General features: G+C 39.7%; 25 protein-coding genes. 21 read left to right on the top strand and 4 right to left on the bottom strand.

The window, feature by feature from the left end:
* The first annotated feature begins 98 nt into the window (after positions 1 to 98).
* The 5 genes from DS745_RS09490 (at position 99) to DS745_RS09510 (ending at position 3,948) form a co-directional block, all read left to right on the top strand.
* Positions 99 to 1,184, top strand: coding sequence for a DUF4097 family beta strand repeat-containing protein (locus DS745_RS09490; RefSeq protein WP_129078016.1), 1,086 nt, complete (start codon positions 99 to 101; stop codon positions 1,182 to 1,184).
* A 12-nt stretch (positions 1,185 to 1,196) separates the two neighbouring features.
* A complete protein-coding gene (locus DS745_RS09495; protein WP_129078017.1) occupies positions 1,197 to 1,400 on the top strand; it encodes a PspC domain-containing protein in 204 nt (67 codons plus the stop codon).
* Position 1,401: 1 nt separating this feature from the next.
* On the top strand, positions 1,402 to 1,758 hold the full coding sequence (locus DS745_RS09500; RefSeq protein WP_129078018.1) for a phage holin family protein: 357 nt from the start codon (positions 1,402 to 1,404) through the stop codon (positions 1,756 to 1,758).
* Positions 1,759 to 2,758: 1,000 nt separating this feature from the next.
* Positions 2,759 to 3,052, top strand: coding sequence for a transposase (locus tag DS745_RS09505; protein WP_129077324.1), 294 nt, complete (start codon positions 2,759 to 2,761; stop codon positions 3,050 to 3,052).
* A complete protein-coding gene (locus DS745_RS09510; protein ID WP_241657731.1) occupies positions 3,052 to 3,948 on the top strand; it encodes an IS3 family transposase in 897 nt (298 codons plus the stop codon). Before DS745_RS09505 ends, DS745_RS09510 begins: the two co-directional genes overlap by 1 nt.
* A 226-nt stretch (positions 3,949 to 4,174) precedes the next feature.
* Here DS745_RS09510 and DS745_RS09515 read toward each other — a convergent pair whose 3' ends face one another.
* Both DS745_RS09515 and DS745_RS09520 read right to left on the bottom strand, forming a co-directional pair.
* Positions 4,175 to 5,611 (bottom strand): aminotransferase-like domain-containing protein, encoded by a 1,437-nt coding sequence (locus DS745_RS09515; RefSeq protein ID WP_338324537.1) that lies wholly within the window; start codon positions 5,609 to 5,611, stop codon positions 4,175 to 4,177.
* A 158-nt stretch (positions 5,612 to 5,769) separates the two neighbouring features.
* Positions 5,770 to 7,314: a glutathione ABC transporter substrate-binding protein gene (locus tag DS745_RS09520; RefSeq protein WP_129078020.1), complete on the bottom strand. Its 1,545-nt coding sequence runs from the start codon at positions 7,312 to 7,314 to the stop codon at positions 5,770 to 5,772.
* A gap of 302 nt (positions 7,315 to 7,616) precedes the next feature.
* Between DS745_RS09520 and hprK the strand changes: the two genes are divergently transcribed.
* The 5 genes from hprK to DS745_RS09545 all read left to right on the top strand — a co-directional run bounded on the left by hprK (position 7,617) and on the right by DS745_RS09545 (position 11,781).
* Positions 7,617 to 8,549 (top strand): HPr(Ser) kinase/phosphatase, encoded by a 933-nt coding sequence (gene hprK, locus DS745_RS09525; RefSeq protein WP_129078021.1) that lies wholly within the window; start codon positions 7,617 to 7,619, stop codon positions 8,547 to 8,549.
* Positions 8,550 to 8,681: 132 nt separating this feature from the next.
* Entirely contained in the window at positions 8,682 to 9,533 is an 852-nt protein-coding gene (lgt, locus tag DS745_RS09530) for a prolipoprotein diacylglyceryl transferase (protein WP_129078022.1), read from the top strand.
* Between the two features lie 13 nt (positions 9,534 to 9,546).
* Positions 9,547 to 10,488 carry a nucleoside recognition domain-containing protein gene (locus DS745_RS09535; RefSeq protein WP_129078023.1) on the top strand — a complete coding sequence of 314 codons (942 nt, stop codon included), beginning with the start codon at positions 9,547 to 9,549 and terminating at the stop codon, positions 10,486 to 10,488.
* 158 nt (positions 10,489 to 10,646) lie between these two features.
* Complete coding sequence (ppaX, locus tag DS745_RS09540) at positions 10,647 to 11,297, top strand: pyrophosphatase PpaX (protein ID WP_129078024.1); 651 nt, start codon at positions 10,647 to 10,649, stop codon at positions 11,295 to 11,297.
* Complete coding sequence (locus DS745_RS09545) at positions 11,290 to 11,781, top strand: acyltransferase (RefSeq protein WP_241657775.1); 492 nt, start codon at positions 11,290 to 11,292, stop codon at positions 11,779 to 11,781. The genes ppaX and DS745_RS09545 overlap by 8 nt, the downstream gene beginning before the upstream one ends.
* A gap of 422 nt (positions 11,782 to 12,203) precedes the next feature.
* Here DS745_RS09545 and DS745_RS09550 read toward each other — a convergent pair whose 3' ends face one another.
* Complete coding sequence (locus DS745_RS09550; protein WP_129078026.1) at positions 12,204 to 12,578, bottom strand: cytochrome-c oxidase; 375 nt, start codon at positions 12,576 to 12,578, stop codon at positions 12,204 to 12,206.
* 208 nt (positions 12,579 to 12,786) lie between these two features.
* Complete coding sequence (locus DS745_RS09555; RefSeq protein ID WP_161568223.1) at positions 12,787 to 15,219, bottom strand: penicillin acylase family protein; 2,433 nt, start codon at positions 15,217 to 15,219, stop codon at positions 12,787 to 12,789.
* 220 nt (positions 15,220 to 15,439) lie between these two features.
* Between DS745_RS09555 and DS745_RS09560 the strand changes: the two genes are divergently transcribed.
* From DS745_RS09560 to DS745_RS09610, 11 genes are all read left to right on the top strand, one after another.
* Positions 15,440 to 16,621 carry an ATP phosphoribosyltransferase regulatory subunit gene (locus tag DS745_RS09560; RefSeq protein ID WP_129078028.1) on the top strand — a complete coding sequence of 394 codons (1,182 nt, stop codon included), beginning with the start codon at positions 15,440 to 15,442 and terminating at the stop codon, positions 16,619 to 16,621.
* Positions 16,622 to 17,254 (top strand): ATP phosphoribosyltransferase, encoded by a 633-nt coding sequence (gene hisG / locus DS745_RS09565; RefSeq protein ID WP_129078029.1) that lies wholly within the window; start codon positions 16,622 to 16,624, stop codon positions 17,252 to 17,254. It begins immediately after the preceding gene.
* Complete coding sequence (gene hisD / locus DS745_RS09570; protein WP_129078030.1) at positions 17,251 to 18,537, top strand: histidinol dehydrogenase; 1,287 nt, start codon at positions 17,251 to 17,253, stop codon at positions 18,535 to 18,537. The genes hisG and hisD overlap by 4 nt, the downstream gene beginning before the upstream one ends.
* A 53-nt stretch (positions 18,538 to 18,590) precedes the next feature.
* Positions 18,591 to 19,178 (top strand): imidazoleglycerol-phosphate dehydratase HisB, encoded by a 588-nt coding sequence (hisB, locus tag DS745_RS09575; protein WP_129078031.1) that lies wholly within the window; start codon positions 18,591 to 18,593, stop codon positions 19,176 to 19,178.
* A complete protein-coding gene (gene hisH / locus DS745_RS09580; RefSeq protein WP_129078032.1) occupies positions 19,179 to 19,826 on the top strand; it encodes an imidazole glycerol phosphate synthase subunit HisH in 648 nt (215 codons plus the stop codon). It begins immediately after the preceding gene.
* On the top strand, positions 19,819 to 20,562 hold the full coding sequence (hisA, locus tag DS745_RS09585; RefSeq protein WP_129078033.1) for a 1-(5-phosphoribosyl)-5-[(5-phosphoribosylamino)methylideneamino]imidazole-4-carboxamide isomerase: 744 nt from the start codon (positions 19,819 to 19,821) through the stop codon (positions 20,560 to 20,562). Before hisH ends, hisA begins: the two co-directional genes overlap by 8 nt.
* Positions 20,552 to 21,310, top strand: coding sequence for an imidazole glycerol phosphate synthase subunit HisF (gene hisF, locus DS745_RS09590; protein ID WP_129078034.1), 759 nt, complete (start codon positions 20,552 to 20,554; stop codon positions 21,308 to 21,310). Before hisA ends, hisF begins: the two co-directional genes overlap by 11 nt.
* Positions 21,310 to 21,927, top strand: a complete 618-nt coding sequence (gene hisIE, locus DS745_RS09595) for a bifunctional phosphoribosyl-AMP cyclohydrolase/phosphoribosyl-ATP diphosphatase HisIE (RefSeq protein WP_129078035.1) — start codon at positions 21,310 to 21,312, stop codon at positions 21,925 to 21,927. Before hisF ends, hisIE begins: the two co-directional genes overlap by 1 nt.
* A gap of 997 nt (positions 21,928 to 22,924) precedes the next feature.
* Positions 22,925 to 23,965, top strand: a complete 1,041-nt coding sequence (locus tag DS745_RS09600) for a tetratricopeptide repeat protein (RefSeq protein WP_129078036.1) — start codon at positions 22,925 to 22,927, stop codon at positions 23,963 to 23,965.
* 213 nt (positions 23,966 to 24,178) lie between these two features.
* Positions 24,179 to 25,120, top strand: coding sequence for a thioredoxin-disulfide reductase (gene trxB / locus DS745_RS09605; RefSeq protein WP_129078037.1), 942 nt, complete (start codon positions 24,179 to 24,181; stop codon positions 25,118 to 25,120).
* A 465-nt stretch (positions 25,121 to 25,585) separates the two neighbouring features.
* On the top strand, positions 25,586 to 26,047 hold the full coding sequence (locus tag DS745_RS09610; RefSeq protein WP_129078038.1) for an 8-oxo-dGTP diphosphatase: 462 nt from the start codon (positions 25,586 to 25,588) through the stop codon (positions 26,045 to 26,047).
* Positions 26,048 to 26,072: the final 25 nt, after the last annotated feature.

Consider the following 26,072-nt stretch of genomic DNA (forward strand, 5'->3'; position numbering starts at 1 on the left):
ATCTTCTTGAAAACTAGCGTAAAATACAATTAGTAGATGAAACTTTTTTTACGAAGCATCGTAAATAAAGATAAGATAAATTAGAGGAGGTTTTTAAGATGCAAGAAGAGCGCAAAATGATCTTAAAAATGATTGATGACGGCAAAATTACTGCAGATGAAGGTTTAGCCTTACTTAAACAATTAGGGGAAACAGAAAAGCCAGAGACGGAGACAAAGACTTTTCTCTCTAACGATGTTGATTGGGAAAATGGCCGAGACTACCGCGGCAAATATAGTCAACCATCGTTTACCAACCGATTTACTGACTTTGTTGAGCAAGCGATACAAAAAATTAAAGAGTTCGACTTAGACTTAAATTTCGGCAATTCTGTTGATGTTGATCATATTTTTCACCACCATGCAAGCAATATCAAGAGAGTCGACATTGCGATTGAAAATGGTTCTGTTCAATTTGTTCCTTGGGATGAAAACGATGTTCGTGTGGAATGTAAGGTGAAGGTTTACCGTGAAAAAGAAGTGGAAGCAGCTAGACGACATTTTTTAGATGAAGTATCATTTAACGTAGTTGACGATAAGCTTCGTTTTAACTCACGCGAAAAATCATTAAAGATTAATGCGACATTCTATATTCCTCGCCAAAATTACGAAGAAGTAAAACTGTACACATTTAACGGTCACATTAATGGAGAAGCAATCGAAGCTCTGGAGCTAGAAGCAAAAACAGTGAACGGACGTATTACCTTTGATAAATTGACAAGTACAAAGGTGTCACTAGAAACAGTAAATGGAGCTATCACTGTCAATAAAGTTGAAGCCGAGAAAGTTGAAGCAAAAACGGTTCATGGGACGGTAAATCTAGCAGCCAATGGTGGCGAAGTTGATGTGGAAACATTAAATGGTACAATTAAATATAAGCTAACGGAAAAAGTAAGAGGGAAAGCATACTTAAAGACAACAACGGGTAGTATTGAAATGACGATTCCAGCTGATATGAAAACAGAGGGAGAATTCAAAACGGTTGTTGGCGGCTTTACGTGCGACTTACCGCAGCTTGAAGTGTTAGATGAGAAAAAAGATATTGTTAATAAATATGTAACATTCGTGGCAAACAAAGGTGTTGAACCAGTCTTCTACGTAGAAGCAGAAGCAAGAACTGGCTCGATTACCATTCAAAATGAATAAATAAGGGGATAGATGAAAGTGAAAAGGTTATATCGGACACAACACGACCGAAAATTAGCAGGAGTATGTGGCGGTTTAGGGAAATATTTTAATATTGATCCAACGGTCGTTAGGATTATATTTATCTTGCTAATCATCCCAACTGCATTTCTGACAATGCCAATTGCATACCTCATCGCGACATTTCTAATCCCTAACGAACAGGATGTAATCTAAGATGCGTTGGCTTATACATCTCCTCGTCAATAGTGTCGTGCTAGTCGTCGTCGCAGGCTACTTTGAAGGTTTTTATTTAGAAAGTGTCTCAGCAGCAATTCTCGCAAGTGTGTTGTTGTCCATTATCAATGTTTTGATCAAACCAATCCTCGTGATTTTAACGTTGCCAGTTACGGTGGTTACGTTTGGACTGTTTTTGTTCGTTATTAACGCGATCACCCTAATGATCACAGCAGCTCTCATGGGGGACGCATTCCAAATCTCCGGTTTTGGCATGGCGATCATAGCTTCCATCATTATTAGTCTATTGAACATGCTCATTAATAATTTTGTTGTGAAACCGATGCAAAAAAAGTAAAACGCTCATATTTGAGCGTTTTTTTTTAATCTTCATATGAAAAAGTGGTAGCGAACTGGTATCTTTCGACTGGCAAGAGCATTTACAGTCCAAACGCAGTCATTTACAGTCCGAAATCAAAAAATACAGTCCAAACTAGAGCATTTACGGTCCAAACTCGAATTTTACAGTCCAAACGTACTTTACGAGTTTATTTTCTTTAAAAATATAAGCTAGCTAGTCAAACTAGAGTTGTTCTTACGATAAAAGATAATATTCTAGCTCACTTATCAGCTATAATATGCATTTACAATCCAAACGCAATCATTTACAGTCCGAAACTCAAAAATACAGTCCAAACTAGAGCATTTACGGTCCAAACTTGAAAATTACAGTCCAAACGTACTTTACGAGTTTATTTTCTTTAAAAATAGAAGCTAGCTAGTGAAACTAGAGTTGTTCTTACGATAAAAGATAATATTCTAGCTCACTTAACGACTATAAAAAGCACTTACAGTCCAAACGCAGTCATTTACAGTCCGAGACTAAAAAATACAGTCCAAACTAGAGTATTTACGATCCAAACTTGAAATTTACAGTCCAAACGTACTTTACGAGTTTATTTTCTTTAAAAATAGAAGCTAGCTAGTGAAACTAGAGTTGTTCTTACGATAAAGATAATATACCAGGTCACTTATCAACTATAAATAGCATTTACAGTCCAAACTCGGTCATTTACAGTCCGAGACTAAAAAATACAGTCCAAACTAGAGTATTTACGATCCAAAATTGAAATTTACAGTCCAAACGTACTTTACGAGTTTATTTTCTTTAAAAATAGAAACTAGCTAGTGAAACTAGAGTTGTTCTTACGATAAAAGATAATATTCTAGCTCACTTATCAGCTATAATATGCATTTACAATCCAAACGCAATCATTTACTAAAGTTAGTCTAAAAAGTGGACACGTAAAAATGGATATAAAGTATAATACAAATATCATTTAAGAGGACGTGTTCACATGGGGAAACATTATGATCAGGAATATAAAGATTATGTAGCGAAACTAATAGTAGAAGAAGGTAGAAAAATTCGAGAACTGTCATATGAGTTAGAGATTTCCCATTCTACTGTTGGGAATTGGGTTAGAGACTTTAAACAAAGACGTAATACTAGTAGTTCAAAAGAAGAGTATATTACCCCAAAAGAGTTAGAAAAGTTAAAGAAACAACACGAGGCAGAACTCCAAAAATTGAAAGAGGAAAACGAAATATTAAAAAAGGCAATGCACATCTTCACGAAAAACCCCATGTAATCTATAACTTCATCTTTGCTCATAGAGATGAACATACTGTTGTGAAGATGTGCAAAGTACTTGGAGTTTCCACAAGTGGATTTTATAAGTGGGTAGATAAGCAGAATAGTAGTGTTCAATCTGAGAAGGAGACCTACAAAGAAGAAGTTAAACAAAAGATTAAAAAGTCTTATCATCTAAGCATGGGTACTTACGGAAGCCCTAGAGTTCATGATGATCTAGTTGAATGGGGATATACTATCTCAGAAAAAACAGTAGCCCGCCTGATGAAAGAAATGGGTCTAAGAGCTATACCTGAAGAAAAGTATGTCGTGACTACAGATTCTAATCATGATTTAAACGTCTACCCTGACCTGGTTAAGCGTCAATTTAATGTAGATGAACCCAATCGAGTATGGGTCTCTGATATTACCTACATTTGGACTCTAGAAGGCTGGGTTTATTTAGCCAGCATTATGGATCTGTTTTCTAGAAAAATAGTCGGCTGGAGAGCTGAAGCACATATGAAGAAAGAACTTACAATACAAGCCTTGAATATGGCTCTTGTATCCAGGCAGCCACAACCTACAGATCAATTAATTCATCATTCAGACCGGGGCTCTCAATACTGTTCCAATGGTTATATTGATCTGTTAAATAAGCATGAAATTCAAATTAGTATGAGTCGAAAAGGAGATCCTTATGACAATGCATGCATTGAATCCTTTCATGCAAGTTTGAAAAAAGATTTAGTTCATCGAAGACGATTTAAGACACGTAGTGAAGCAGTAAAGGCAATCAATCATTATATTGGTGGTTTTTATAATGAGAGAAGGAAACACTCAACTTTAGGGTATTGTTCTCCTAACCAATTTGAGAGAAAACATAGTCAAGTTGAGTGTAACTCTGTCTCATAAATGGTCCATTTGGTGTTAAAAGTGATTAGTCATGTTTTTGAGTAATCATTTTTAACACCCCACCAAACGAAGTGCGGTAGGTTACCGCCTAAAAAAGTTCCAATTATTTATGTCCACTTTCTTGACAGAACTCCATTACAGTCCGAAACTCAAAAATACAGTCCAAACTAGAGCATTTACGGTCCAAACTCGAATTTTACAGTCCAAACCAAAAAATGATCCAATTCTAAGCTTCAATCACTGTCTCGCAAAACCTGCGAATTCCTTCTTCTAAAATGTCCGCGGGGCATAGGGCAAATGATAGCTTAACATACCCTTCATTGGGTTTGCCATAAATCCCTGATGGAGAGATCAGCACACCATGCTGCAAGCACTTCTCAAATAGTTGTTTATCATTGATCGGTTTGTTTATTTTACACCATAACTCATGACCGCCCTGTGGGATAGCGTAACTAAAAGTTGAATTCTGATTATATTTCTTTAATGTATTCAGTACAATCTTGGAACGAGCATGTAATTTTATTTTTAAATCCTGATTTCGGGCTTTCCATAAACCAGTTCCTAAGTATTCGGTGGCCATCGCTAGGTTGATATTTTGTGGTTGAAGTCTTTGCTGGAACGTGGAGTCATTAATGATGTCGATAATCATCTGTGGAGCTAAAATCCAGCCGATTTCACATAAGGTGTAAAAAGATAAATCACCATGGTCCGCAATATGAATGACACTTTGATTTTCTTCATCTAGTGAAAATAATGTTGGAGATAGTTTTTTTCTGCTTGAGAATGAAAGGTTTCTGAATGCCTCGTATTCTACGATTCCTATTTCTAACTCTTTGCATATTTCTAGTATTCTTTTTTTCTTTTGCACGCTTAGAACGGATGTAGATGGTGACTGAAAAGTAGGGTTGACAAAGATCATTTTTATCCGATGCCGCTTATACAACTGATAAATTTGCTCCGGATCAATTCCTTCTTCTTCGATATCAAGCTTCACGGTTCGAATGCCTTTTGATGAGAAAATATTAGTAGAATAGAGCCATGATGGGCACTCAATCGCTACCGTATCCCCCTCGTTTAGCAAGCTGCTGACAACTAAGTTAATCGATTTGTGTATACCGGCACTTGGGATGACTTGATTTTTACGTACCCGTATCCCGCAATGCTTATCTAAGTGTTCTAATAAGACATCTTTAAACTCTTCACCATATTCTTTATCATACCTAAATGTATTTGTGATGCTTTGTAAAATTTCTTTATATACTCCTTCAGGCATTAAATCTTCGGGAGTGACTATACCATCCGAAAGATTTAAAACATGAGGGTTAGAGAGATTTTCTTTATATCTTAGAAGGAGAGGGTCACTTGGTGTGAAGTTGCGAGACTTAATTTTGCTCCAAGTAAATAAGTCTTTTAAGGATAATCCCCACATAGTTTCTTTAACAATTGTGCCTTTTCTTGGAATGGATTCGATGAGACCAATCGAAGTTAAATGATTATAGGCACTAATGATGGTCGATCTATCTACATTCAGCTGAGTTGCTAACTCTCGATTCGTTGGTAAAAAAGATCCTGGTAGGATAGTTCCGTTCATGATTAGCTGTTCGAGCTGTTCTGCAATCTGTCTATATTTCGGTTTATTAGTTTCTGTAAGAATGATATTCAGCGTACTCTCCTCCTTTACACCATTATCAAAATATTACAATTGTTACAAGTGTAATAGAATTGTAACAAAATAGACTTATTTATGTCAATAAATACCAAGCGACTCTTTCCGGCATAAATAGACAAAAAAAGTCGGACCCCGAGAGTCCGACTTTTTTATTAATTTAAAACAACATCCTTAAAGAATGGAGTTCCATTAAAGTTACAGAATGCACCAGAAGCGATCCCGTTTGTTGCGAAGTTAAAGTCTTGGTGATGAGTAAATACCATTGGTACATCATCGACTAAAATTTCAGAGATTTGTTTGTAAAGATCGTTTCGCTCATTTTGGTCTGTGCTTTGACGTGCTCTATCTAGTAGGTCATCAACTACAGGGTTTGAGTAGAAGGTACGGTTACCAGGGCCGCCGTGAGTAGTTGAATGGAATGGTGCATATAAACCATAGTCTGCATCAGCTGTAACTGCTGTCCAACCAAGAACGAACATCTCGTGTTCACCTGCTGCTGTTTTCTCTAGGTAAGTAGCCCATACCATTTTTTCAATCGCTACTTCAATACCGATTTGTGCTAACTGTGATTGAACTAACTCAGCGATATCCGTACGCTCTTTGTTCCCGTCATCAACCATTAAAGTTGTTTTAAATCCATTTGGGAAACCAGCTTCAGCTAGTAATGCTTTCGCGCCTTCAACATCATAAGCAAGTGGATTAAGATCTGTTGAAGATCCGGTCACTAGTGGAGCAAGAGGACCGACAGCCATTAATCCATTTCCATCTAAAATACCATCAACAATATCTTCTTTTTTAAGAGCCATTGAAATCGCTTGACGTACTTTTTTATTGTCAAACGGTTTTTTACCTAAGTTGAAACCAACATAGTCCATACGAGTACTCTTAATTCTATTCACTGTTACACCAGCAAGTTGTTCAACACGGTTAACATCTGAAGGACCAACCAACATCGCATGAGCCTCACCAGTTTCAAGCATTGCTACGCGTGTTGCTTGCTCAGGAACAATTTTGATTGTGAGAGTATCTACACTTGTTTTATTTCCCCAATAATCTTCATATCTTTCAAACTTAATTTCGTTACCTGCTTCCCAAGATACGTATTTAAAAGCTCCAGTACCTACTGGATTTTCGGTTACTTTTAAACCGCCGTCACGCTCGGTTTGGATTGCTTTCGGTGAAATAATTGAACCTGCGTTATGTGCTAAGTGCGTTGCAAGTGGGGCGAACGGATTTTTCGTTTTCACCACAACAGTATATTCGTCTTTCACAATGACTTCTTCAATCATGTTGACTACTGTTACACGTGGAGATGCGAATTCAGGATCTAAAATACGATCGAATGTAATTTTTACAGCTTCTGCATTAAAGTCAGTTCCATCATGGAATTTAACGCCTTGTCGTAATTTGAATTCCCAATTTAGTTCATCCAGTTGTTTGAATTCTGTTGCAAGAGCCGGAGCTAATTTTCCATTCTCATCGTACTCTACTAATCTTTCAAAAATTTGTGACGTCGCATTCGTTGTTGCTGTGTCGTTGCTTCCGTGTGGATCAAGCGTTGGTGCATCAGAAGCCAATAGGAAGACTAAATCTCCACCTTTTTTACCTCCAGCAGTTTCTTCGTTACTTGTACATGCTGCTAATGCTAAAACGAAACACAGCAAAAGTACTAAATGAATTTTTTTGAAAATTCTCATTGAATTTTCCCCCTATGTTTATCTAATTTATTGTTCATAGAAATTCCAGCAATAACCATGAACAATTCTTATGTTAAAGTCTGAATATTTTACTTACAAGCAATAAATCGCTGGTTGGATCAATTCACTGAAGCTTGGTGGGGTCATAAACCGCTGCTTTTCAACAGCCACAACTTACTTCAGCACACTAAATAATACTTACTTATTTATTAGTTATGGTAAAATGTATAAGTCAACAGTTAGATGTGAAAATAGTGGTATGGAAACAAAAGCATTTGTAGGAAGAATGGAGGACGTTTTTCGTGGCAAAAGTTACAGCACATCAGTTAATGGAAAAATTACAGCTTGAATTGGTAAGTGGTGAAGAGGGAATTTATAGGCCAATCACTACGAGTGATATTTCTCGTCCTGGCATGGAAATGGCCGGTTATTTTAACTATTATCCGGCAAAACGTGTGCAATTATTGGGGAAAACAGAGTTAACGTTTTTTGATCAACTTTCAGATGAGGAGAAAGTCGACCGGATGGAACGTCTTTGTACATACGATACACCTGCAATCATCCTTTCACGAAACATTGAAGTACCACGACAACTACTGGAGGCTTCTCAAAAAGTTGGTGTTCCAGTCATGCGTTCTAGTCTAACGACTACACGATTAAGTAGTACTCTAACTAACTATTTAGAGAGTGAGCTAGCACCGATGACAGCCGTGCACGGTGTTTTGATTGATATATATGGAATTGGTGTGTTAATTACTGGTTCTAGTGGAGTCGGGAAAAGTGAAACGGCACTTGACTTAGTCCGACGTGGACATCGTCTAGTCGCTGATGACTCTGTTGAAATTCGCCAAGAACATGATGGGTTAATTGGGAGATCTCCGGAATTAATTCGTCACTTATTGGAAATTCGCGGATTAGGAATTATTAATGTTATGACGTTATTTGGAGCGGGTGCTGTTCGGATTTTTACGCCAATTATGATGACTGTTCATCTTGAATTATGGGATCAAACCAAAGCTTATGATCGTCTAGGGCTTGATGAAGAGATGATGCGTATTTTTGATACAGACATCCCAAGAATTACGGTACCTGTTCGTCCTGGACGTAACTTGGCCGTTATTATCGAGGTTGCAGCCATGAATTACCGTCTAAAACGAATGGGGATTAACGCTGCCGAAGAGTTTTCAGCTAGATTATCAAACGTCATTACTGATGGCGATAAAGAGGAAATTTAGAAGATAATTAGGAATTGTGAATTGTGAATTATGAATTATGAATTATGAATTATGAATTATGGTTAGAGCACAGCTTCGATGCCGGCAATTCAAAATTCTTAATTCAAAATTTAAAAGAAGAGGTGCTAAACTATGATTTTTCAAATTCAACCTTTAAACCCAGTCGCCATTGACTTGGGGTTTCTCACGGTTTATTGGTATGGTCTGATAATTGGTTTTGGGGCATTTTTAGGGTACATTATCGCAAACCGTGAGGCAGTAAGGCGTGGCTTGCCTAATGACCTGTTTGCTGACATTTTATTATGGGCGATCCCAATCGCCATTCTTTCATCTAGGCTTTATTATGTTCTATTTAAATGGGATTACTATAGCCAAAACCCAGGGCAAATTTTTGCGATCTGGGAAGGCGGCTTAGCAATTCATGGTGGTTTAATCGGAGCATTAATTACTGGTTATATTTTTGCAAAAAAACGTGGGGTTTCCTTTTGGAAGCTGGCTGATATTGCAGCACCAAGTATTTTACTCGGTCAGGCGATCGGGCGTTGGGGAAATTTCATGAACCAAGAGGCTCACGGTGGTCCGGTTGATCCGGGATTTTTACAAAACTTGTTTATCCCGCAATTCATTATTGATCAAATGTATATTAACGGTCAGCACTATCATCCAACGTTCTTATATGAATCTCTTTGGAGTTTACTAGGGGTTGCCTTATTAATTTATTTACGTCGCGTAAATCTTCGTCGTGGTCAAATGTTCTTATTTTACGTGATCTGGTATTCATTCGGAAGGTTTTTCATTGAAGGCTTACGAACAGATAGTTTAATGATGTTTGATTTGCTGAGAACGGCTCAAGTAGTTTCGTTAGTTTCAATTATTGCTGCAGTTGTCCTAATTATTTATCGCAACAAAATGGGTCTAGCAGACATCCGTTATCTAGATGCAGAACCTGAGCAAAAGAAAGCTAAGAAAAAGAAGTCCAAATAAGGAGTGAGAGATTTTGGGTAGTATAAAAAGGGGATTACTAGTAGGTTTACAGACAACTTGGACTTTAGGAAAAATCATTTTTCCGATAACCCTTTTGGTGACGTTAATTGGCCATACTCCATTGTTAACATGGCTTGCTCAAATTCTCTCACCAGTTATGAATTTGATTGGTTTGTCAGGAGAAGCTGCCATACCTTTAGTTTTAGGAAATATCCTGAATTTATATGCGGCCATTGGTGCCATACTAACCTTAGATTTAACGGTTAAAGAGGTTTTTATTTTAGCAGTGATGCTTTCCTTTTCTCATAATTTATTAGTTGAATCTGCGGTCGCCACAAAAGTTGGAATTCGGATGTCAGTCGTACTCGCAGTTCGCATTGGACTCGCACTGTTTTCTGCGGCGGTCATCAACTTTTTCTGGGATGGTGGAGGAGAGCAGGCACAATATGGGTTAGTATCAGCACCGTCAACGGAAGTCAGCGGTTGGGGACAAATCCTCTATCAAGGGCTTGAGAGTGCAACACTCGGGGTGTTTCAATTAGCCCTTATCGTAATCCCACTCATGGTAGCGATTCAAATTATGAAAGATCTAAACTGGCTCAACTGGTTCTCAAAAGCGATGTCTCCTTTTACAAGAATGTTAGGAATGAAAGAGAACACTTCAACGACTTTAGCAGCTGGATTAGTCTTTGGGCTAGCCTATGGTGCAGGCGTGATGATTCAAGCCGTTAAAGAAGATGGTGTGAAAAAGAAAGACTTATATCTAGCTTTTATCTTCTTAGTTGCCTGCCATGCTGTCATCGAGGACACCTTACTGTTTATCCCGTTAGGCATTCCGATCTGGCCGCTGTTCCTGATTAGACTTGTGACAGCTATCGTCCTAACCATGCTCGTAGCCTTTGTTTGGAACCGGCTTGAGAAAAATGAGAAAATAGAAGAGAAGAATGTAGTTTAAATGTAGAATGTAGAATGTAGAATGTAGAATGTAGAATGAAAAATTTTAATTATAAATTATAAATTATGAATTATGAATTGTGCGGGAAAAGCTTCTAGGCATTTCAAAACCATTCTACATTCTTAATTCTGAATTCTACATTACAAAAGGAGTTTGTTATGAAAATAGATACGGTGTTATTTGATTTAGATGGTACGTTAATTAATACGAACGAGTTAATTATTGCTTCGTTTATCCATACGTTGGATCATTATTATCCAAATGAGTATACGAGAGAAAAGGTTATTGAATTTATCGGACCTTCGTTACATGATACGTTTAGTCGTATGAACCCTGAAAAGGTTGACGAAATGATTGATATGTACCGCACATTTAATCATGAAAAGCATGATGAGTTAGTAGAGGAGTACGGTACGGTGAAGGAAACAGTGAAGGCCCTACATGAAAAAGGGTATAAGCTAGCTGTTGTAACAACAAAGCGCTCAGACACAGCTCGAATGGGCTTGAGGTTAACAGGACTTGAAGAGTACTTTCCTGTACTAGTAGGGATTGATGATGTCGAAAAGGTAAAGCCTGATCCAGAACCACTTTTAAAGGCTTTAAACCAATTAAATTCAACTCCTGAACAAGCAATTATGGTTGGCGACAGCCAGTACGATGTGCTTGGTGGAAAAAATACAGGTACAAAAACAGCAGCTGTTGCTTGGACAATTAAAGGAAGAGAGTTTTTAGAAGGCTACAACCCAGACGTAATGCTTGAAACAATGTCTGATTTGCTGCCTTACTTAGGAGAAGATGCCCTTGGCTAGACGAACGACTCGTTATCCTGTTGAAGGTGCAAATTCCCTTTGGCAAATTTACAAAACCGTTCCTTTTCTAAAAGTAATGAAAAACTTCATCATCATTCAAATCGCACGTTACACGCCGATCATTCCTTTTAAAAATTGGCTTTATCGGACATGTTTACGAATGAAGGTTGGCGAACAGTCTGCTGTCGCCTTAATGGTGATGATGGACATCATGTTTCCTGAAAAAATTAGCATAGGCAAAAATACGGTGATTGGCTACAACACGACAATTTTAGCCCATGAATATTTAGTAGGGGAATATCGTCTAGGTGAAGTCATAATCGGCGACGAAGTAATGATTGGGGCAAATACAACGATTTTACCTGGAGTAATTATTGGTGACAGAGCCACAGTTGCTGCCGGTTCGTTGGTTCACAAAGATGTCCCAGCCGGAGCATTTGTCGGCGGCAACCCAATGCAGATCATAAGAGAACCATCACAGTGAGTTGTGATGGTTATTTTTTATGAGGGGAGACAGGGGGACAGGTCCCTTGTCTTGCCTCTGTCCGTGTTATTAGGGCAAATGATCGAATAACGAAGGTGAATGATAGAATAAGTGCTTGAAATGATCGAATAAGCTCGCCAAATGATAGAAAAGCTTAACCAAATGATCGAAAAATACAAAAAATTGATAGAATAACCAGGTTGTTTGTGACAAGGGGACAAGTAAGATGTCTTATTGCAGATTTAGATGATCGAATAAGTCCTCTAATTGATAGAAAAAACCTCTCATTTGATAGAAAAAACCATTCAATAGATCGAATTACTAGGTTGTAGATCTAAAACACATGAATCAATTAGAGTCAAATCCCCCTTTACAACAAAAAAAGGTTGATCTCCTTAAAAAATCAACCTCTAACCTGATTATTATTCTGTTTTCTCCTTCAAATTCATCAATATGTTCACTGCGAACAAAATTACTGCCAACGTGACTAAGTTTGCACTGATAATCGTCGCAAATGTCAACGATGTGTTCCCATAAACCATAAATGCTAGGCCGATCATCATCGCTGGCAAGCCGATGTTGTGTAGCCAAAAGTGGGCTTTGGCAAGTTTTGTTGCAGCAAGATTAGGAAATAAGACATACAAAATCCCAGCTAACGTTAGAGACGTCCAGCCTAACAAATTAATGTGTACATGGACTGGTGTTAGATTATAAGCATGAGCAGTAGACATATAATAGCCAAGTAAGACACCAATGACAAAGTACACGACTGAGATTTTAATTAAACGAACTCCCATGACTTTTCACCTCTTTTCTAAGTATTACTTCATATGTATTTCTCTGACTTTTTTCCTAGAACTGTAAAATTTACAAGTTCTAAAATCAAAAAGATGCGTAGTCGCTTTCGCACTTTAAAATAGTTTCTAGGGGACATTGAACCTGTCCGCCTCCTTTTATCGGTTCTAAGCACTGAAAAAGAGAGCGCAATTCACGCTCTCTCAGAAACTAGTTAGCTTTAGGTAAAAACCTCACAACATTTTTCCCCTTCAACTCTTCTTTATGATAGACCATTGGATACAAATTTCCTTCAGCCCATGTATCAACTTGGTCATAGTAATGCGGTGAAAATAGCTGTCCGGATTGTCCAGGCATAACGACATCATACATCGCATCCGTAGAACCTAAGTCGCCAACAAAGCGCCAGCCAGCACCATGTGTTACCTTACCAGTTTTTCGGTTGTAGGAGTTGGCAATTGGGTTTGCGCCACTTCCGCCTAGCTCCCATTTTCCAACATTAAATACGAGGTTTAACGGTTTGACTGAGCCTAACGGGTGATCGATCGTCATCACATGCCATTTGCCCCATGCCCACTTTGTTGGATCTTTCCCTTGCAACTCGACAACAGTTTCAACAGCCTCAGTAAATGTCTCTCTTGCCAACTCATCTAACGAACGATGAAGACCTGCTCGAAGTGAACCGAACAACAAGTGCTCTGGATGAGCATCGGCTTCTTTCACCAATTGATAGATGACTAGATTATGATTGTAAGGGAACCCTAATAAGTCCTCAAACAAAGCTGGACCAAGTAAGTTGTACCATTTGTTCCAAGCGAGGGCTTCACCAGAGTCAACCGTCTCTTCGTAATCCCACTCTCGTAACATCTGAATCACATCTTTTTCTAAATTGGTAAGAGGCGATGTACCCTCAGAACGATTAACAGCAGCAAGTAAAATCGGCAGTAAACTACGTGCCTGAGTATTTAACACGTCCGTTTGCATTTGCTTCATTTTTTCAACCGTAAACAGCTCACCGGAAGCAATCGTCTCCTCAATCATTTCCGTTAATCGCTCTGCACGATAAGGATAAAAGCTTCGGCCGATTTCATAAGGATATTCATCATCAACAGGCTTGTTATTGGCTGTGATAATATAGCCACGTTCTGGATTAGTAATTTGCGGCAGCTCTTCATTTGGAATAAATCCTTGCCATTGATAGTCTGGATCCCATCCAGGAACAGGTACCAACCCATTTGAACCATTGCTACGTATTGGCATTAGAGCTTGTCCACGATAACCGATATTTCCATCACGATCACCAAACACCCAGCTTAATGCCGGTGTTACAAAGCCATTCAGCCCTTCAGAAAATTCAACAACGTTTGTGGCACGGTTCAAACGCATAATTCCGTTTAGTTCTTCTCCAGCTTCCGCCCCTGTCCAACGAAGCGAAATCGCGTCATATAGATCGCCTTCTAGAACATTATTAATGATCGGGCCATTTCTTGTGACTTGAACGCGCTCAACAAATGGCTCATCCTCACCTTTAATTTTGATTGCCTCTTCAAAAATAGTAGCTTCTTCCCAATCACCATCAAATAAAAATAAATCTTTATCCGTTTGGTGAGCTTTCTCTAAAAATAAATCTTCCTGATCGACAGATAGAGCCGTAACTCCCCATGCCATATGTTCGTTATGACCAAGAACTATCCCAGGAACTCCAGGTACAGTTACACCAACTGAATGAAAGTCGCCATCCAACTGTAGATGTGTTTGGTACCAAACACTAGGAATCGCAAAGCCCAGATGCGGATCATTTGCCACCATTGGGAAACCTGATTCTGTATACTTGCCGCTTATCACCCAGTTGTTACTGCCATTGTGCTCAGGTGGTGCAAACGTCGTTAGTTTTTCAAGTTCCTCCATTGAAAAAGGAGAGGTTTCCGCTACCTGATAGATCGTAGGAAACTTGTCATCAATATGAAACTCTGGAAATAAATTTGGCGCATCGACATTGCCTAGAACATTAATCATACGATAGTGCTCTAATTCTGAACGGAAATTTCCTGACAACGTGTAACCCATATATTTTACAACTAGCGCTGTATCCTCGGCGGTCCACGGCTCTGGCTGATAGCCTAAAATTCGAAACTCCACCGGGTACTTTCCAGTAGAGAACGCATCGTTCATGTATTGGTTGACACCGCTTACATAAGCATCCACAATTTTCACTGTTTCCTCATTAAACATCGATACTAAAGCATCAGTCGTCCGGTGCATCCCGTATGTCCGAAAAAACCGGTCCGTATCTAGTGCTTGTTTTCCGATTACTTCAGACAAACGCCCACCTGCTAACCGCCTCGTCATATCCATTTGAAACAAACGGTCTTGGGCAGTCACATAGCCTTGGACGAAAAATAAGTCTTCTAACGATGTTGCTTGGATTTGCGCGACACCGCGTTCATCACGGATCACCGTTACTTCCTCATTTAGCTCTGCAAGCGAGACGGTTCCGTTAACAGAAGGAAGACTTCTTGTGACAAACCAATAGCCTGTCCCAACCGCAAGAATAAGTAGAAATAAGAGAACACATAAAGACCAGACTGTGATTTTTACCCACTTTCGTTTTCGTAAAATGGGTTTTTCAATCGTTGCTTCCAAATTAACACCTCCATTTTTTTCCTTCAAAACTAGTATACTCTAAAGTTGTACTATTTTAATTTTTAAAAATTTAGTACAAATCACCGACCTACACATACTAGAAATATTTATGCAAAAAGGTTGACGGGTTTCCTCATGGAGTGTATTCTATTTTTAGAATACTTTATTATATTAGCAGACTAAAGTAAAAATAAACGAACCATTGAACGGAGTGTGAGAGATGACAAAGCCTTTTATGTTCGAAAAGCCAATTGGAATGCGTGATACGCTCCCAAATTTGTATGAAGCAAAACAAAAGATCCGCCAAGGAATGACAGAGGAAGTAAAGCTTTGGGGCTATCAACCGATTGAAACCCCGACGTTAGAATATTATGAGACGGTTGGTGTAGCATCAGCCATTTTGGATCAGCAGTTATTTAAACTTTTAGATCAACGGGGCAATACACTTGTGCTACGACCGGATATGACAGCACCCATTGCTAGACTTGCCGCCTCAAGTTTAAAAGATGTCAGCACACCACTACGATTAGCCTATGATGCGAATGTTTACCGCGCTCAGCATGACGAAGGAGGGCGCCCAGCTGAATTCGAGCAAATTGGCGTTGAATTAATTGGTGATGCTTCTAATAGTGCGGACGGCGAAGTAATTGCATTAATGATCGCTACCTTAAAAAAAGCAGGCCTTACACATTTCAAAATCGCGATCGGTCACGTCGGTTACGTCAATGCGCTTTTACTAGAAATCGTCGGTAACGAGCAACGCACCGACACACTACGCCGTTTCCTTTATGAAAAGAATTACGTCGGCTACCGTCAGCACGTGAAAAGCTTGCCACTATCGTCAATTGATAAAACTCGACTTTTACAACTTTTGAACCTACGTGGTGAGTTTTCGAAGCTAGCAGAAGCGAAAGAGCTAGTGACAACGGAAAAAGGCATTAAAGCAGTTCAAGAACTAGAAAAACTACTAGGTGTCCTTGACTGTTACGGTATCACTGATTTTGTCAAACTAGACTTAAATCTGGTCATGCATATGAGCTACTATACAGGTCCAGTTTTTGAAGCATATAGTGATAACCTTGGAACACCGATTGCCTCTGGAGGTCGTTATGATGAGTTGCTACAAAAGTTTAACCGACCGGCTCCAGCGACCGGTTTTGGAATTCGTTTAGACTTACTTATCAAAGCACTTGGAGTAAAAGGTGAGACACAGCCAATTACTTGTATCATCTACTCAAACGAACGTCGGAAAGATGCGATTGAACTTGCCAAAGAAAAGCGTCAAGAAGGGCTTGCGGTAATCTTGCAAGACCTTTCTGGAGTGAAGGACGTAGACGTATTTTCTGAAGGCTTTGAAGATATCATTTATTGCATCGGTAAAAATGGAAAGGGGGATAACTAAATGTTAACAGTAGCAATGCCAAAAGGACGTATATTTGAAGAGGCTGTTGAGCTTCTTCGTAAAGCAGGCTACAATCTCCCGCCTGAGTTTGAGGACAATCGCCGCCTGATTATAGATGCTGAAGAAGCAGGGATGCGCTTTATCCTCGCCAAACCGATGGACGTTCCTACCTATGTGGAGCACGGCGTTGCCGACATTGGTGTTGCCGGCAAAGATACGATGATTGAAGAAGAGCGTGACGTTTATGAAGTGCTAGATTTGAAAATTAGCGAGTGCTACATGGCGGTTGCAGCTCTACCGACCTATGAAAAAAACAATGATATTGCACCAAAAGTCGCAACGAAATATCCGAACCTAGCCTCTACCTACTTCCGTGAACAAGGTGAGCAGGTAGAGATAATTAAATTGAACGGTTCGATCGAACTAGCGCCACTAATTGGCCTTGCCGATCGTATTGTAGATATTGTTTCAACTGGGTCAACATTGCGAGCAAACGGATTAGTAGAACTAGAGAAAATCGTGCCAATTACCTCGCGTTTAATCGTGAACCCAGTAAGTTACCGGATGAAAGATGTCATCATTGACGAAGTTGTCGAGCGCTTAGCCGCCGTGATTGAGGGGGAAGACGAATGAGAATTGAACAAGTAACAGAGAAAGTCTCATTAAAACGAAGCATTGACCAAGGAACAGCTCTTCAGCAGCAAGCCGTCGAAGAAATTATCGCCGCTGTTCGCCGTGAAGGTGACGCTGCCGTCCGTTCCCTAACGGAAAAATTTGATGGAGCTTCTTTAGAAAATTTTCGCGTGACAAAAGAAGAATTAGAAGCCGCCTACGCACAAATTGATGACGAAGTACTTGCTGCGCTTCGCGAGGCAATGGGGAATATTCGCCGCTTCCATGAACGTCAAAAGCGCGAGTCTTGGTTTGCAACAGAAGCAGATGGAACGATCCTCGGACAAAAAATTACACCGCTAGATTCTGTCGGCGTTTACGTTCCTGGCGGAACTGCGGCCTACCCATCGTCAATCTTGATGAATGTGATTCCAGCTCAAGTTGCTGGGGTAGAAAAGATTGTTATGGTATCACCACCAGGTAAAGATGGTACGCTCCCAGCAGGGGTATTGGTAGCCGCTAACGAATTAGAAGTAGAATACATTTATAAAATGGGCGGAGCCCAAGCTGTTGCTGCCCTTGCCTACGGAACTGAAACCGTTCCAGCTGTTGATAAAATTGTTGGTCCAGGTAATATTTATGTCGCGTTAGCCAAACGTGCGGTTTACGGACATGTGGACATCGATATGATCGCTGGCCCAAGTGAAATTGTTGTTCTTGCTGACGAAGGAGCAAACCCATCTTATATAGCAGCTGATCTTTTATCACAAGCAGAGCACGACAGGTTGTCTTCAGCCGTATTGGTCACACCATCAACTCAACTAGCTGAAGCCGTCTCGCTTGAAGTTGAACAACAGTTAGCCACGCTACCACGTAAAGAGATTGCCGAAGCTTCAATCCGTGATTATGGCGTCATTTACGTCACTCAGGATCTTGATGAAGCAGTCGATGTTGTTAATGAACTAGCACCTGAACACTTAGAAGTTCTGACCGAAGAGCCAATGGCCTTGTTAGGGCAAATTCGCCACGCAGGTGCGATCTTCTTAGGACCATACAGCTCAGAGCCCGTCGGCGATTACTTTGCCGGCCCAAATCATGTGTTACCAACCAACGGAACCGCCCGTTTTTCAAGCCCATTAAACGTTGATGACTTTACAAAGAAATCAAGCATTATTTCATATAGCAAGACCGCACTTATGAACAATGCCCACAAAATCGCTGCCCTAGCTCGCCTCGAAGGCCTCGAAGCCCACGCGAGAGCGGTGGAAATTCGGGTGCCTGGCACCATTCGTGGACAATTTTAGCTAAAAGTCCGCCTGAGGTGGACGTTTAATTATGTATTGATGGAGGAATGAACATGAGTAGAACTGCGAGTATTGAACGGATTACGAATGAAACGCAAATTAAGCTGCAACTACAAGTAGACGGGGAAGGGAAAGCGGATATTAAGACGCCAGTTCCGTTCCTAAATCATATGTTAGATCTTTGGACAAAGCACGGAGTATTCGATTTAACGGTTGATGCCGATGGTGATGTGGAAATTGATGATCACCACACAACAGAGGATATTGGTATTTGTCTCGGGATTGCTTTAAAAGATGCTTTAGGTGACAAAAAGGGGATTAAACGTTACGGTAATGCCTTTGTACCGATGGACGAAACGCTCGCTCAGGTTGTTGTTGACTTAAGCAACCGTCCACACTTAGAGTTTCGCGCTGAGTTACCTAGTAAAAAGGTAGGAACGTTTGATACGGAGTTAGTACACGAATTTTTATGGAAATTTGCGTTAGAGTCACGAATGAACCTGCATGTTATCGTTCACTATGGAACAAACACTCACCACATCATAGAAGCAATCTTCAAAGCATTAGCTAGAGCGTTAGATGAAGCAACAACTGTCGATCCAAGGATTAAAGGTGTGCCTTCGACGAAAGGGATGTTATAAATGATCGGAATCGTTGATTATGGAATGGGCAATCTACATAGCGTGAGTAAAGCGTTAGAGCGCCTAAACTATCAATATTTTATCTCTGAAAATCCAGCAGAGTTAGCGAAAGCGGATGGTCTAATTCTACCCGGAGTTGGTTCTTTTAAAGATGCAATGGAGATCCTCAGAAGCACTAAACTTGATCAATTTTTACTCAACTGGGCCGAGTCGGGTAAACCACTTTTAGGAATCTGTTTAGGAATGCAACTGTTGTTTGAGCATAGCGAAGAAAACGGAGATACAACGGGTCTCTCTCTCCTAAAAGGTAACGTGCGCCGCTTTAAAGGGGAAACGGATACAGGTGAACGTTACAAAGTTCCACATATGGGTTGGAATCGACTTCAGTTTCATCAACAACACCCTCTTTTAGAGAACGTTGATCAAGGTCATGTTTACTTTGTTCATTCTTACGTTGTTCAAGAAATGGAGGAAAGTAACTTACTAGCGAGCAGTCAATATGATGTCGTTGTACCGGCGGTTGTCGGTAAAAATAATGTCCTAGGTGCACAATTTCACCCGGAAAAAAGTAGTGCTGTCGGTATGAAGCTATTAGAAAATTTTGCGACACTGGTTTCAAAAGAAAGAGAGGCGAAAGTCTATGAGTAAATTTACGATTTATCCTGCTATCGATATCCGTGATGGCAATTGTGTTCGCCTCATTCAAGGTGATTATGATCAAGAAACAGTTTACGGAAATTCCCCATTAGATATGGCACGACGGTTTGCGGAAGATGGAGCGGAATGGATTCATACGGTTGATTTAGACGGGGCAAAAGCTGGTCACCGTGTCAATCATGAGCACGTAATCTCCATTGCAAAAGAGTTAAACGTCAAAGTCCAAGTAGGTGGCGGGATTCGTACACCAGAGGATGTGGCAGCTTACTTAGAGAACGGAGTTGACCGCGTTATCTTAGGAAGCTCTGCGATCAAAGATCCTGAATTTGTGAAAGCAATGCTAAAGCAATATGGTGAAAAAATTGCGATTGGCATCGACGCAAGAGATGGCTATGTGGCGACAGAAGGCTGGTTAGAAACGTCAAAGGTTACAGCTGAAGCACTGGGGATTGAGCTTGCTAGTCATGGTGCTGAGGTATTTATTTTCACAGATATCTCTCGTGATGGCATGCTGTCAGGCCCTAACACAGAAGCAATTGCAGCCTTAGCTCGTGCAACCGGTAAAGAAGTGATTGCCTCGGGTGGCGTTAGTCAGTTAAATGACCTTACAGAACTAAAACAATATGAGCAAGACGGGATTGGTGGGGCGATCATCGGTAAGGCGCTTTACACGAACCAGTTTACCTTAACTGAAGCGCTAGAGCGAGGTGCTGTTAATGCTAGCTAAACGGATTATTCCATGTTTAGACGTAAAAGAAGGCCGAGTAGTAAAAGGAGTACAGTTTGTAAATTTACGCGATGCTGGTGACCCAGTAGAATTAGCTAAATTTTACGATGAGCAAGGTGCTGACGAGCTTGTCTTTTTAGATATTTCTGCTTCTCACGAAGGTCGAGAAACGATGGTCGATGTTGTTGAACAAGTGGCTGGTCAGTTAGCGATCCCGTTCACGGTTGGTGGTGGGATCAACTCGCTAGCGGATATGAAACGAATTTTACGAGCGGGAGCAGACAAGGTATCGCTTAACACAGCAGCGGTGCTTCGACCAGAACTGATTACAGAAGGAGCTGACTTCTTTGGTTCGCAGTGCATTGTTGTAGCAATTGATGCGAAATACGACGAAGAGTTAGGATCGTGGCGAGTCTACACGCACGGCGGTCGTAAAGCAACAGAGTGGGAAGTCATTTCTTGGGCAAAAGAAGCTGTCGCCCGTGGTGCCGGAGAAATTCTGTTAACAAGCATGGATCAAGATGGTGAAAAGAAAGGCTTTGACCTACCGTTAACAAAGGCAGTTGGTGAAGCTGTTACGGTTCCTGTAATTGCTTCTGGTGGAGCTGGCTCGAAAGAAGATTTTGAACCAGTGTTTCAGGATGCAAAGGCTGATGCAGCTCTTGCAGCTTCCATTTTTCACTACAAAGAAACATCTGTTGCAGAAGTGAAAACCTTTTTAAAACAGAAAGGGGTTGAAGTTCGCTAATGAACATCAAATTTGATGAAAAAGGACTAATCCCAGCAGTCGTACAGGATGCTACCAGTAAGGAAGTACTTACTGTCGCTTATATGAACGAGGAATCACTACAAAAAACGATTGAGACGAAAGAAACCTGGTTTTATAGTCGCTCAAGGCAAGAACTTTGGCATAAAGGAGCAACGTCTGGCAATACTCAAAAGGTTGTCGATATTCGTTTTGACTGTGACCAAGATGCCCTAGTGGTGTTAGTTGTTCCGGCAGGTCCTGCTTGTCACACAGGTTCGTATAGCTGCTTTAGTGACTCTCTTTTAGAAGAAGAAGTAGCAAACACGGATAACCGTTATGAAATCTTAAACCTGCTTGAAGCAACGATTGCCCAGCGTGAGGCAGAGCGCCCTGAAGGATCTTATACCACCTACTTATTTGAAAAAGGCATTGATAAGATGTTGAAAAAGATCGGTGAAGAGGCCGGCGAAGTCATTATTGCAGCTAAAAATCGTGACCCAGAGGAATTACGCTGGGAGATTGCCGACTTATTATTCCACCTCCTTGTCGTTATGCGAGAACAAAATCTTTCACTAGATACAGTTCTCGATACATTGAAAGAAAGACATGCAAAATAACTGGCAAACGCAAGGGAGGAAGTGACCTTGCGTTTGTTTCGTTTGTAGAAGAGGAATTTCCATGGAGATGAGGGTTAATGATGAGAGAATTAAACGCGATCCTCCTAACATCTGGTAAAGTTAGTCAAAATACCGAGAGAATTAAACGCAATTCTCCTAAAAACTGGTAAAGTTAGTCAAAATAACAAGAGAATTAGACGTGATCCTCCTAACATCTGGTAAAATTAGTCAAAATAACAAGAGAATTAAACGCGATCCTCCTAACAACTGGAAAAGTTAGTCAAAATAACAAGATGATTAAACAGAAATATCCTAACATCTGGTAAAGTTAGTCAAAATAACAAGAGAATTAGACGCAATCCTCCTAACATCTGGTAAAGTTAGTCAAAATAACAAGAGAATTAAACGCGATCCTCCTAACATCTGGTAAAGTTAGTCAGAATAACAAGATGATTAAACAGAAATATCCTAACAACTGGAAAAGTTAGTCGAGATAACGAGAGGATTAAACGTATTTCTCCTAAAAACTGGTAAAGTTAGTCAAAATAACGATAGGATTAAACACAATTCTCCTAACAACTGGAAAAGTTAGTCGAAATACTGAGAGAATTAAACAGAATCCTCCTAAAAATTGGTAAAGTCAGTCAAAATAACAAGAGAATTTAACGCGCTTCTCCTAACAACTAGAAAAGTTAGTCAAAATACCGAGAGAATTAACCACCATCCTCCTAACAAATGTAAAAATCAGTCAAAATATCAATAAAACCAACCAACTTCCCTCTAATAACTAAAAACTCAGCCTACTAACGAAAAAACCCTCTACTGTATCCACAAAAACTCCAAAGCTAGCTTATCGCCAAAATGACGTACCTGATATACGTAACACTCGCCCCAAACACCCAAAAAACATTACAATAAAATAACGTCTTGCTCATTAACAAACAGACAGAAAAGTGATATACTACGCGAGTAACCATTTGTAGTATGGGAGGTAGAAATGGGTAAACATACGGAAAAAGTAACTCAAATGGGGTTAGTCATCTCTAATCTCCAAGATGGCGCCTATTTCTATAACAAAGGAATAGAAGCTTATCGTGAAAAAAACATGATGAAAGCACAACGTTATCTTGAGCGTGCTGTCAAACTAGATCCTAAGGAACCGGCGTTTCAATGCCAGTTAGCCATCGTTCATGCTGACTTAGGAGAGTTTCATCGCTCGAATGAAAGTTTACAAAAAATCATAGATGATAATTTAGGTGACGAAATGCCTGAATGCTACTTCTTTTTAGCAAATAACTACGCCAATCTTGGGTTATTTGAACACGCGAGAAAAGAAGCACTTTTATATATTGAGAAAGACCCTGATGGTGAATTTTTAGAGGATATTGAAGACCTACTCGAACTGATCCAAGAAGAAGAGGATGATCTTTTTGCTGAAGCAGAGACGTTCTTAATTCGTTATGAACTAGCATCACATGAGTTGAAAAAGGGAAATTACCAAAAAGCTATTGAATTCTTCTCAGAACTGTTAATAGAGAGACCTGATTACTGGATGGCCCACATTCGCTTAGCAGAAGCTACTTATTTAAGTGGCAAAGCTAAAAAGGCTATTGAACTCCTTAGATCAGTATTGGAAAAGGAAGACAATCTTTTGGCAAGATGTCATTTGATGACCTACCTTTTTGAGACAGGTGAACAAAAGAAAGCCAAAGAAATCGCTCAGTCATTAGCAAATGTATGGAGCTTGGACTTAGACCATGACTATAGTATAGCGATAGCCTTTGGAAAAATAGCTGAACATGAGTTGGCTTATAAAGGTTTAGAACGCCTTACTCGTAAAGGCTTCGGCGATTCAACCAAGTTTATTTATCAGCTGGGCGTAGCGGCCTATTATACAGGCAGAACAAAGAAAGCTATTACACTTTGGGAAAAGTTAGCGACACACGGCAATGACTCTGCAATCGCAAATCTTGATATACTAAAAGAAGGTAATAGGATAACACCATCTTACAATTATTCCGTTCAGAATGAGTGGTAGAATAAATACATTCCTTGTTGTGAAAATTAAATATGGTAACCTTGCCTGCAAAGTAACTACGTAAACAATGTTACTTTGCATTTTTATTGTCTACATATTTATCTTGAGCAGTATATTGGACTTATTTTGCCGGATTTATTAGGATAGTAATTGTTAGAGATATTACAGTCTACTTTATATAGAAATATCAATGCCACTAGGGAGTTGAATGGAATGAGTGAAGAAAAAATTTATGACGTCATCATAGCGGGTGCTGGTCCAGCAGGGATGACAGCAGCTGTTTATACATCTCGAGGAAATCTATCTACGTTAATGCTTGAACGTGGTGTGCCTGGGGGACAAATGGCAAATACAGAAGACGTGGAAAATTACCCTGGCTATGAAAGCATTTTAGGTCCTGATCTATCAACAAAAATGTTTGATCATGCGAAAAAGTTTGGTGCCGAATACGCATATGGGGATATCAAAGAAATTAAAGACGGAAAAGAATATAAAACAGTTGTAACAGGTAGTAAGGAATTTAAAGGTCGAGCTATCATTGTTGCAACAGGTGCTAAATATAAAAAGCTTGGTGTTCCAGGTGAAAATGAATTAGGCGGACGTGGCGTTTCTTATTGTGCAGTTTGTGACGGAGCGTTTTTCAGAGGGAAAGAGCTAGTTGTTGTAGGTGGGGGAGATTCAGCTGTTGAAGAAGCGGTCTACCTAACGCGCTTTGCAACGAAAGTTACAATTGTTCACCGTCGTGACGAGCTTCGAGCGCAAAAAATCCTTCAAGATCGCGCATTTGCCAATGAAAAAATTAATTTCATCTGGAACTCTGTTGTTACTTCTATTAATGAAGATAATCGCAAAGTCGGCAGTGTCACGATCAAAAACAATGATGGCACTGAACAAGAATTTAAAACAGACGGCGTGTTTATTTACATCGGAATGGAACCGTTAAATGATGCCATTAAAAATTTAGGGATTATCAATGCAAACGGTTATGTGGAAACAAATGACCAAATGGAAACGAGAGTTCCAGGAATTTTTGCGGCTGGTGATATTCGTGAAAAAACATTGCGTCAAATTGTAACTGCTACAGGTGATGGTAGTATTGCTGCTCAAGCGGCTCAACATTATGTGGAAGAACTAATGGAAGAACTTAAGAAGTAAAGGTTTAGGGCACCTGTTCTAGGTGTCCTTTTAAAACTGTTTACCCCTGATAGCAAGGACGATTTGTAAATAATTAGACAAGGTATAAAACGCAAATTACACTATCTTAACAAAAAGTTACCCGCTTTTAATTCAGTTGTAACAGTTTTGAAATATAATAAGGTTATGATATGAGTAAGTAATTGACCCCCTTTTTTATATACTTTCTTGTCGCACGAATGAACGCTGTTCGTGCTCTTTTTTTGTCTAAAAGGAACTTGAATTTTCAGAAATTATTTTACTGCAAAAAAATATTGTGTAATAATATTATAGGAAACATTTCACATACATAAAGACTTACATTTTTTAGGAATGTTACGATCTGAAAAATATAGTATACTATATAAAAGAAAAAGAGTATGTTAAGCTATAAAATTAACTGTGTTTCTCTCAATTTTTGAAATGACTAGTACAGAGGTGGGAACTTTGCAAAGAGTTACGAATTGTGTCGTCAAGATTGATCAGAAAGTATTATTGTTACAAAAGCCTTCAAGAGGTTGGTGGGTAGCACCAGGTGGAAAAATGGAAAGCGGAGAGTCCATCAAAGAAGCTGTCACAAGGGAATTTCGTGAAGAAACCGGCTTAGACATTCATGCCCCTGAGATTAAAGGGGTTTTTACGATTGTTATTAAAGATAAAGAGACCATTCTTGATGAGTGGATGATGTTTACCTTCCGTTCGACAAAGGTTACGGGAGACATTTTAGATGAGTCACCAGAAGGTCACTTAGAGTGGCAAGAGATAGAAAATGTGAAAAAGCTACCGATGGCCCCAGGCGATGTGTTTATCTTTGAACATATTTTGTATTCAGACGACGTCATTTACGGTACATTTTATTATACAAAAGATTTTGAGTTATTATCCTATGAATTAGACCCAGCGAAATAAATGTTGTGAGATTACTTTACAATTA

The sequence above is a fragment of the Anaerobacillus alkaliphilus genome (assembly GCF_004116265.1).
Classification (GTDB): domain Bacteria; phylum Bacillota; class Bacilli; order Bacillales; family Anaerobacillaceae; genus Anaerobacillus; species Anaerobacillus alkaliphilus.

Excerpts from the sequence above, each read along its gene's own strand:
- DS745_RS09490 (WP_129078016.1), top strand. The coding sequence starts at position 99 with ATGCAAGAAGAGCGCAAAATGATCTTAAAAATGATTGATGACGGCAAA.
- DS745_RS09495 (WP_129078017.1), top strand. The coding sequence starts at position 1,197 with ATGAAAGTGAAAAGGTTATATCGGACACAACACGACCGAAAATTAGCA.
- DS745_RS09500 (WP_129078018.1), top strand. The coding sequence starts at position 1,402 with ATGCGTTGGCTTATACATCTCCTCGTCAATAGTGTCGTGCTAGTCGTC.
- DS745_RS09505 (WP_129077324.1), top strand. The coding sequence starts at position 2,759 with ATGGGGAAACATTATGATCAGGAATATAAAGATTATGTAGCGAAACTA.
- DS745_RS09520 (WP_129078020.1), bottom strand. The coding sequence starts at position 7,314 with ATGAGAATTTTCAAAAAAATTCATTTAGTACTTTTGCTGTGTTTCGTT.
- lgt (WP_129078022.1), top strand. The coding sequence starts at position 8,682 with ATGATTTTTCAAATTCAACCTTTAAACCCAGTCGCCATTGACTTGGGG.
- ppaX (WP_129078024.1), top strand. The coding sequence starts at position 10,647 with ATGAAAATAGATACGGTGTTATTTGATTTAGATGGTACGTTAATTAAT.
- DS745_RS09550 (WP_129078026.1), bottom strand. The coding sequence starts at position 12,578 with ATGGGAGTTCGTTTAATTAAAATCTCAGTCGTGTACTTTGTCATTGGT.
- DS745_RS09560 (WP_129078028.1), top strand. The coding sequence starts at position 15,440 with ATGACAAAGCCTTTTATGTTCGAAAAGCCAATTGGAATGCGTGATACG.
- hisG (WP_129078029.1), top strand. The coding sequence starts at position 16,622 with ATGTTAACAGTAGCAATGCCAAAAGGACGTATATTTGAAGAGGCTGTT.
- hisD (WP_129078030.1), top strand. The coding sequence starts at position 17,251 with ATGAGAATTGAACAAGTAACAGAGAAAGTCTCATTAAAACGAAGCATT.
- hisB (WP_129078031.1), top strand. The coding sequence starts at position 18,591 with ATGAGTAGAACTGCGAGTATTGAACGGATTACGAATGAAACGCAAATT.
- hisH (WP_129078032.1), top strand. The coding sequence starts at position 19,179 with ATGATCGGAATCGTTGATTATGGAATGGGCAATCTACATAGCGTGAGT.
- hisA (WP_129078033.1), top strand. The coding sequence starts at position 19,819 with ATGAGTAAATTTACGATTTATCCTGCTATCGATATCCGTGATGGCAAT.
- hisF (WP_129078034.1), top strand. The coding sequence starts at position 20,552 with ATGCTAGCTAAACGGATTATTCCATGTTTAGACGTAAAAGAAGGCCGA.
- hisIE (WP_129078035.1), top strand. The coding sequence starts at position 21,310 with ATGAACATCAAATTTGATGAAAAAGGACTAATCCCAGCAGTCGTACAG.
- DS745_RS09600 (WP_129078036.1), top strand. The coding sequence starts at position 22,925 with ATGGGTAAACATACGGAAAAAGTAACTCAAATGGGGTTAGTCATCTCT.
- trxB (WP_129078037.1), top strand. The coding sequence starts at position 24,179 with ATGAGTGAAGAAAAAATTTATGACGTCATCATAGCGGGTGCTGGTCCA.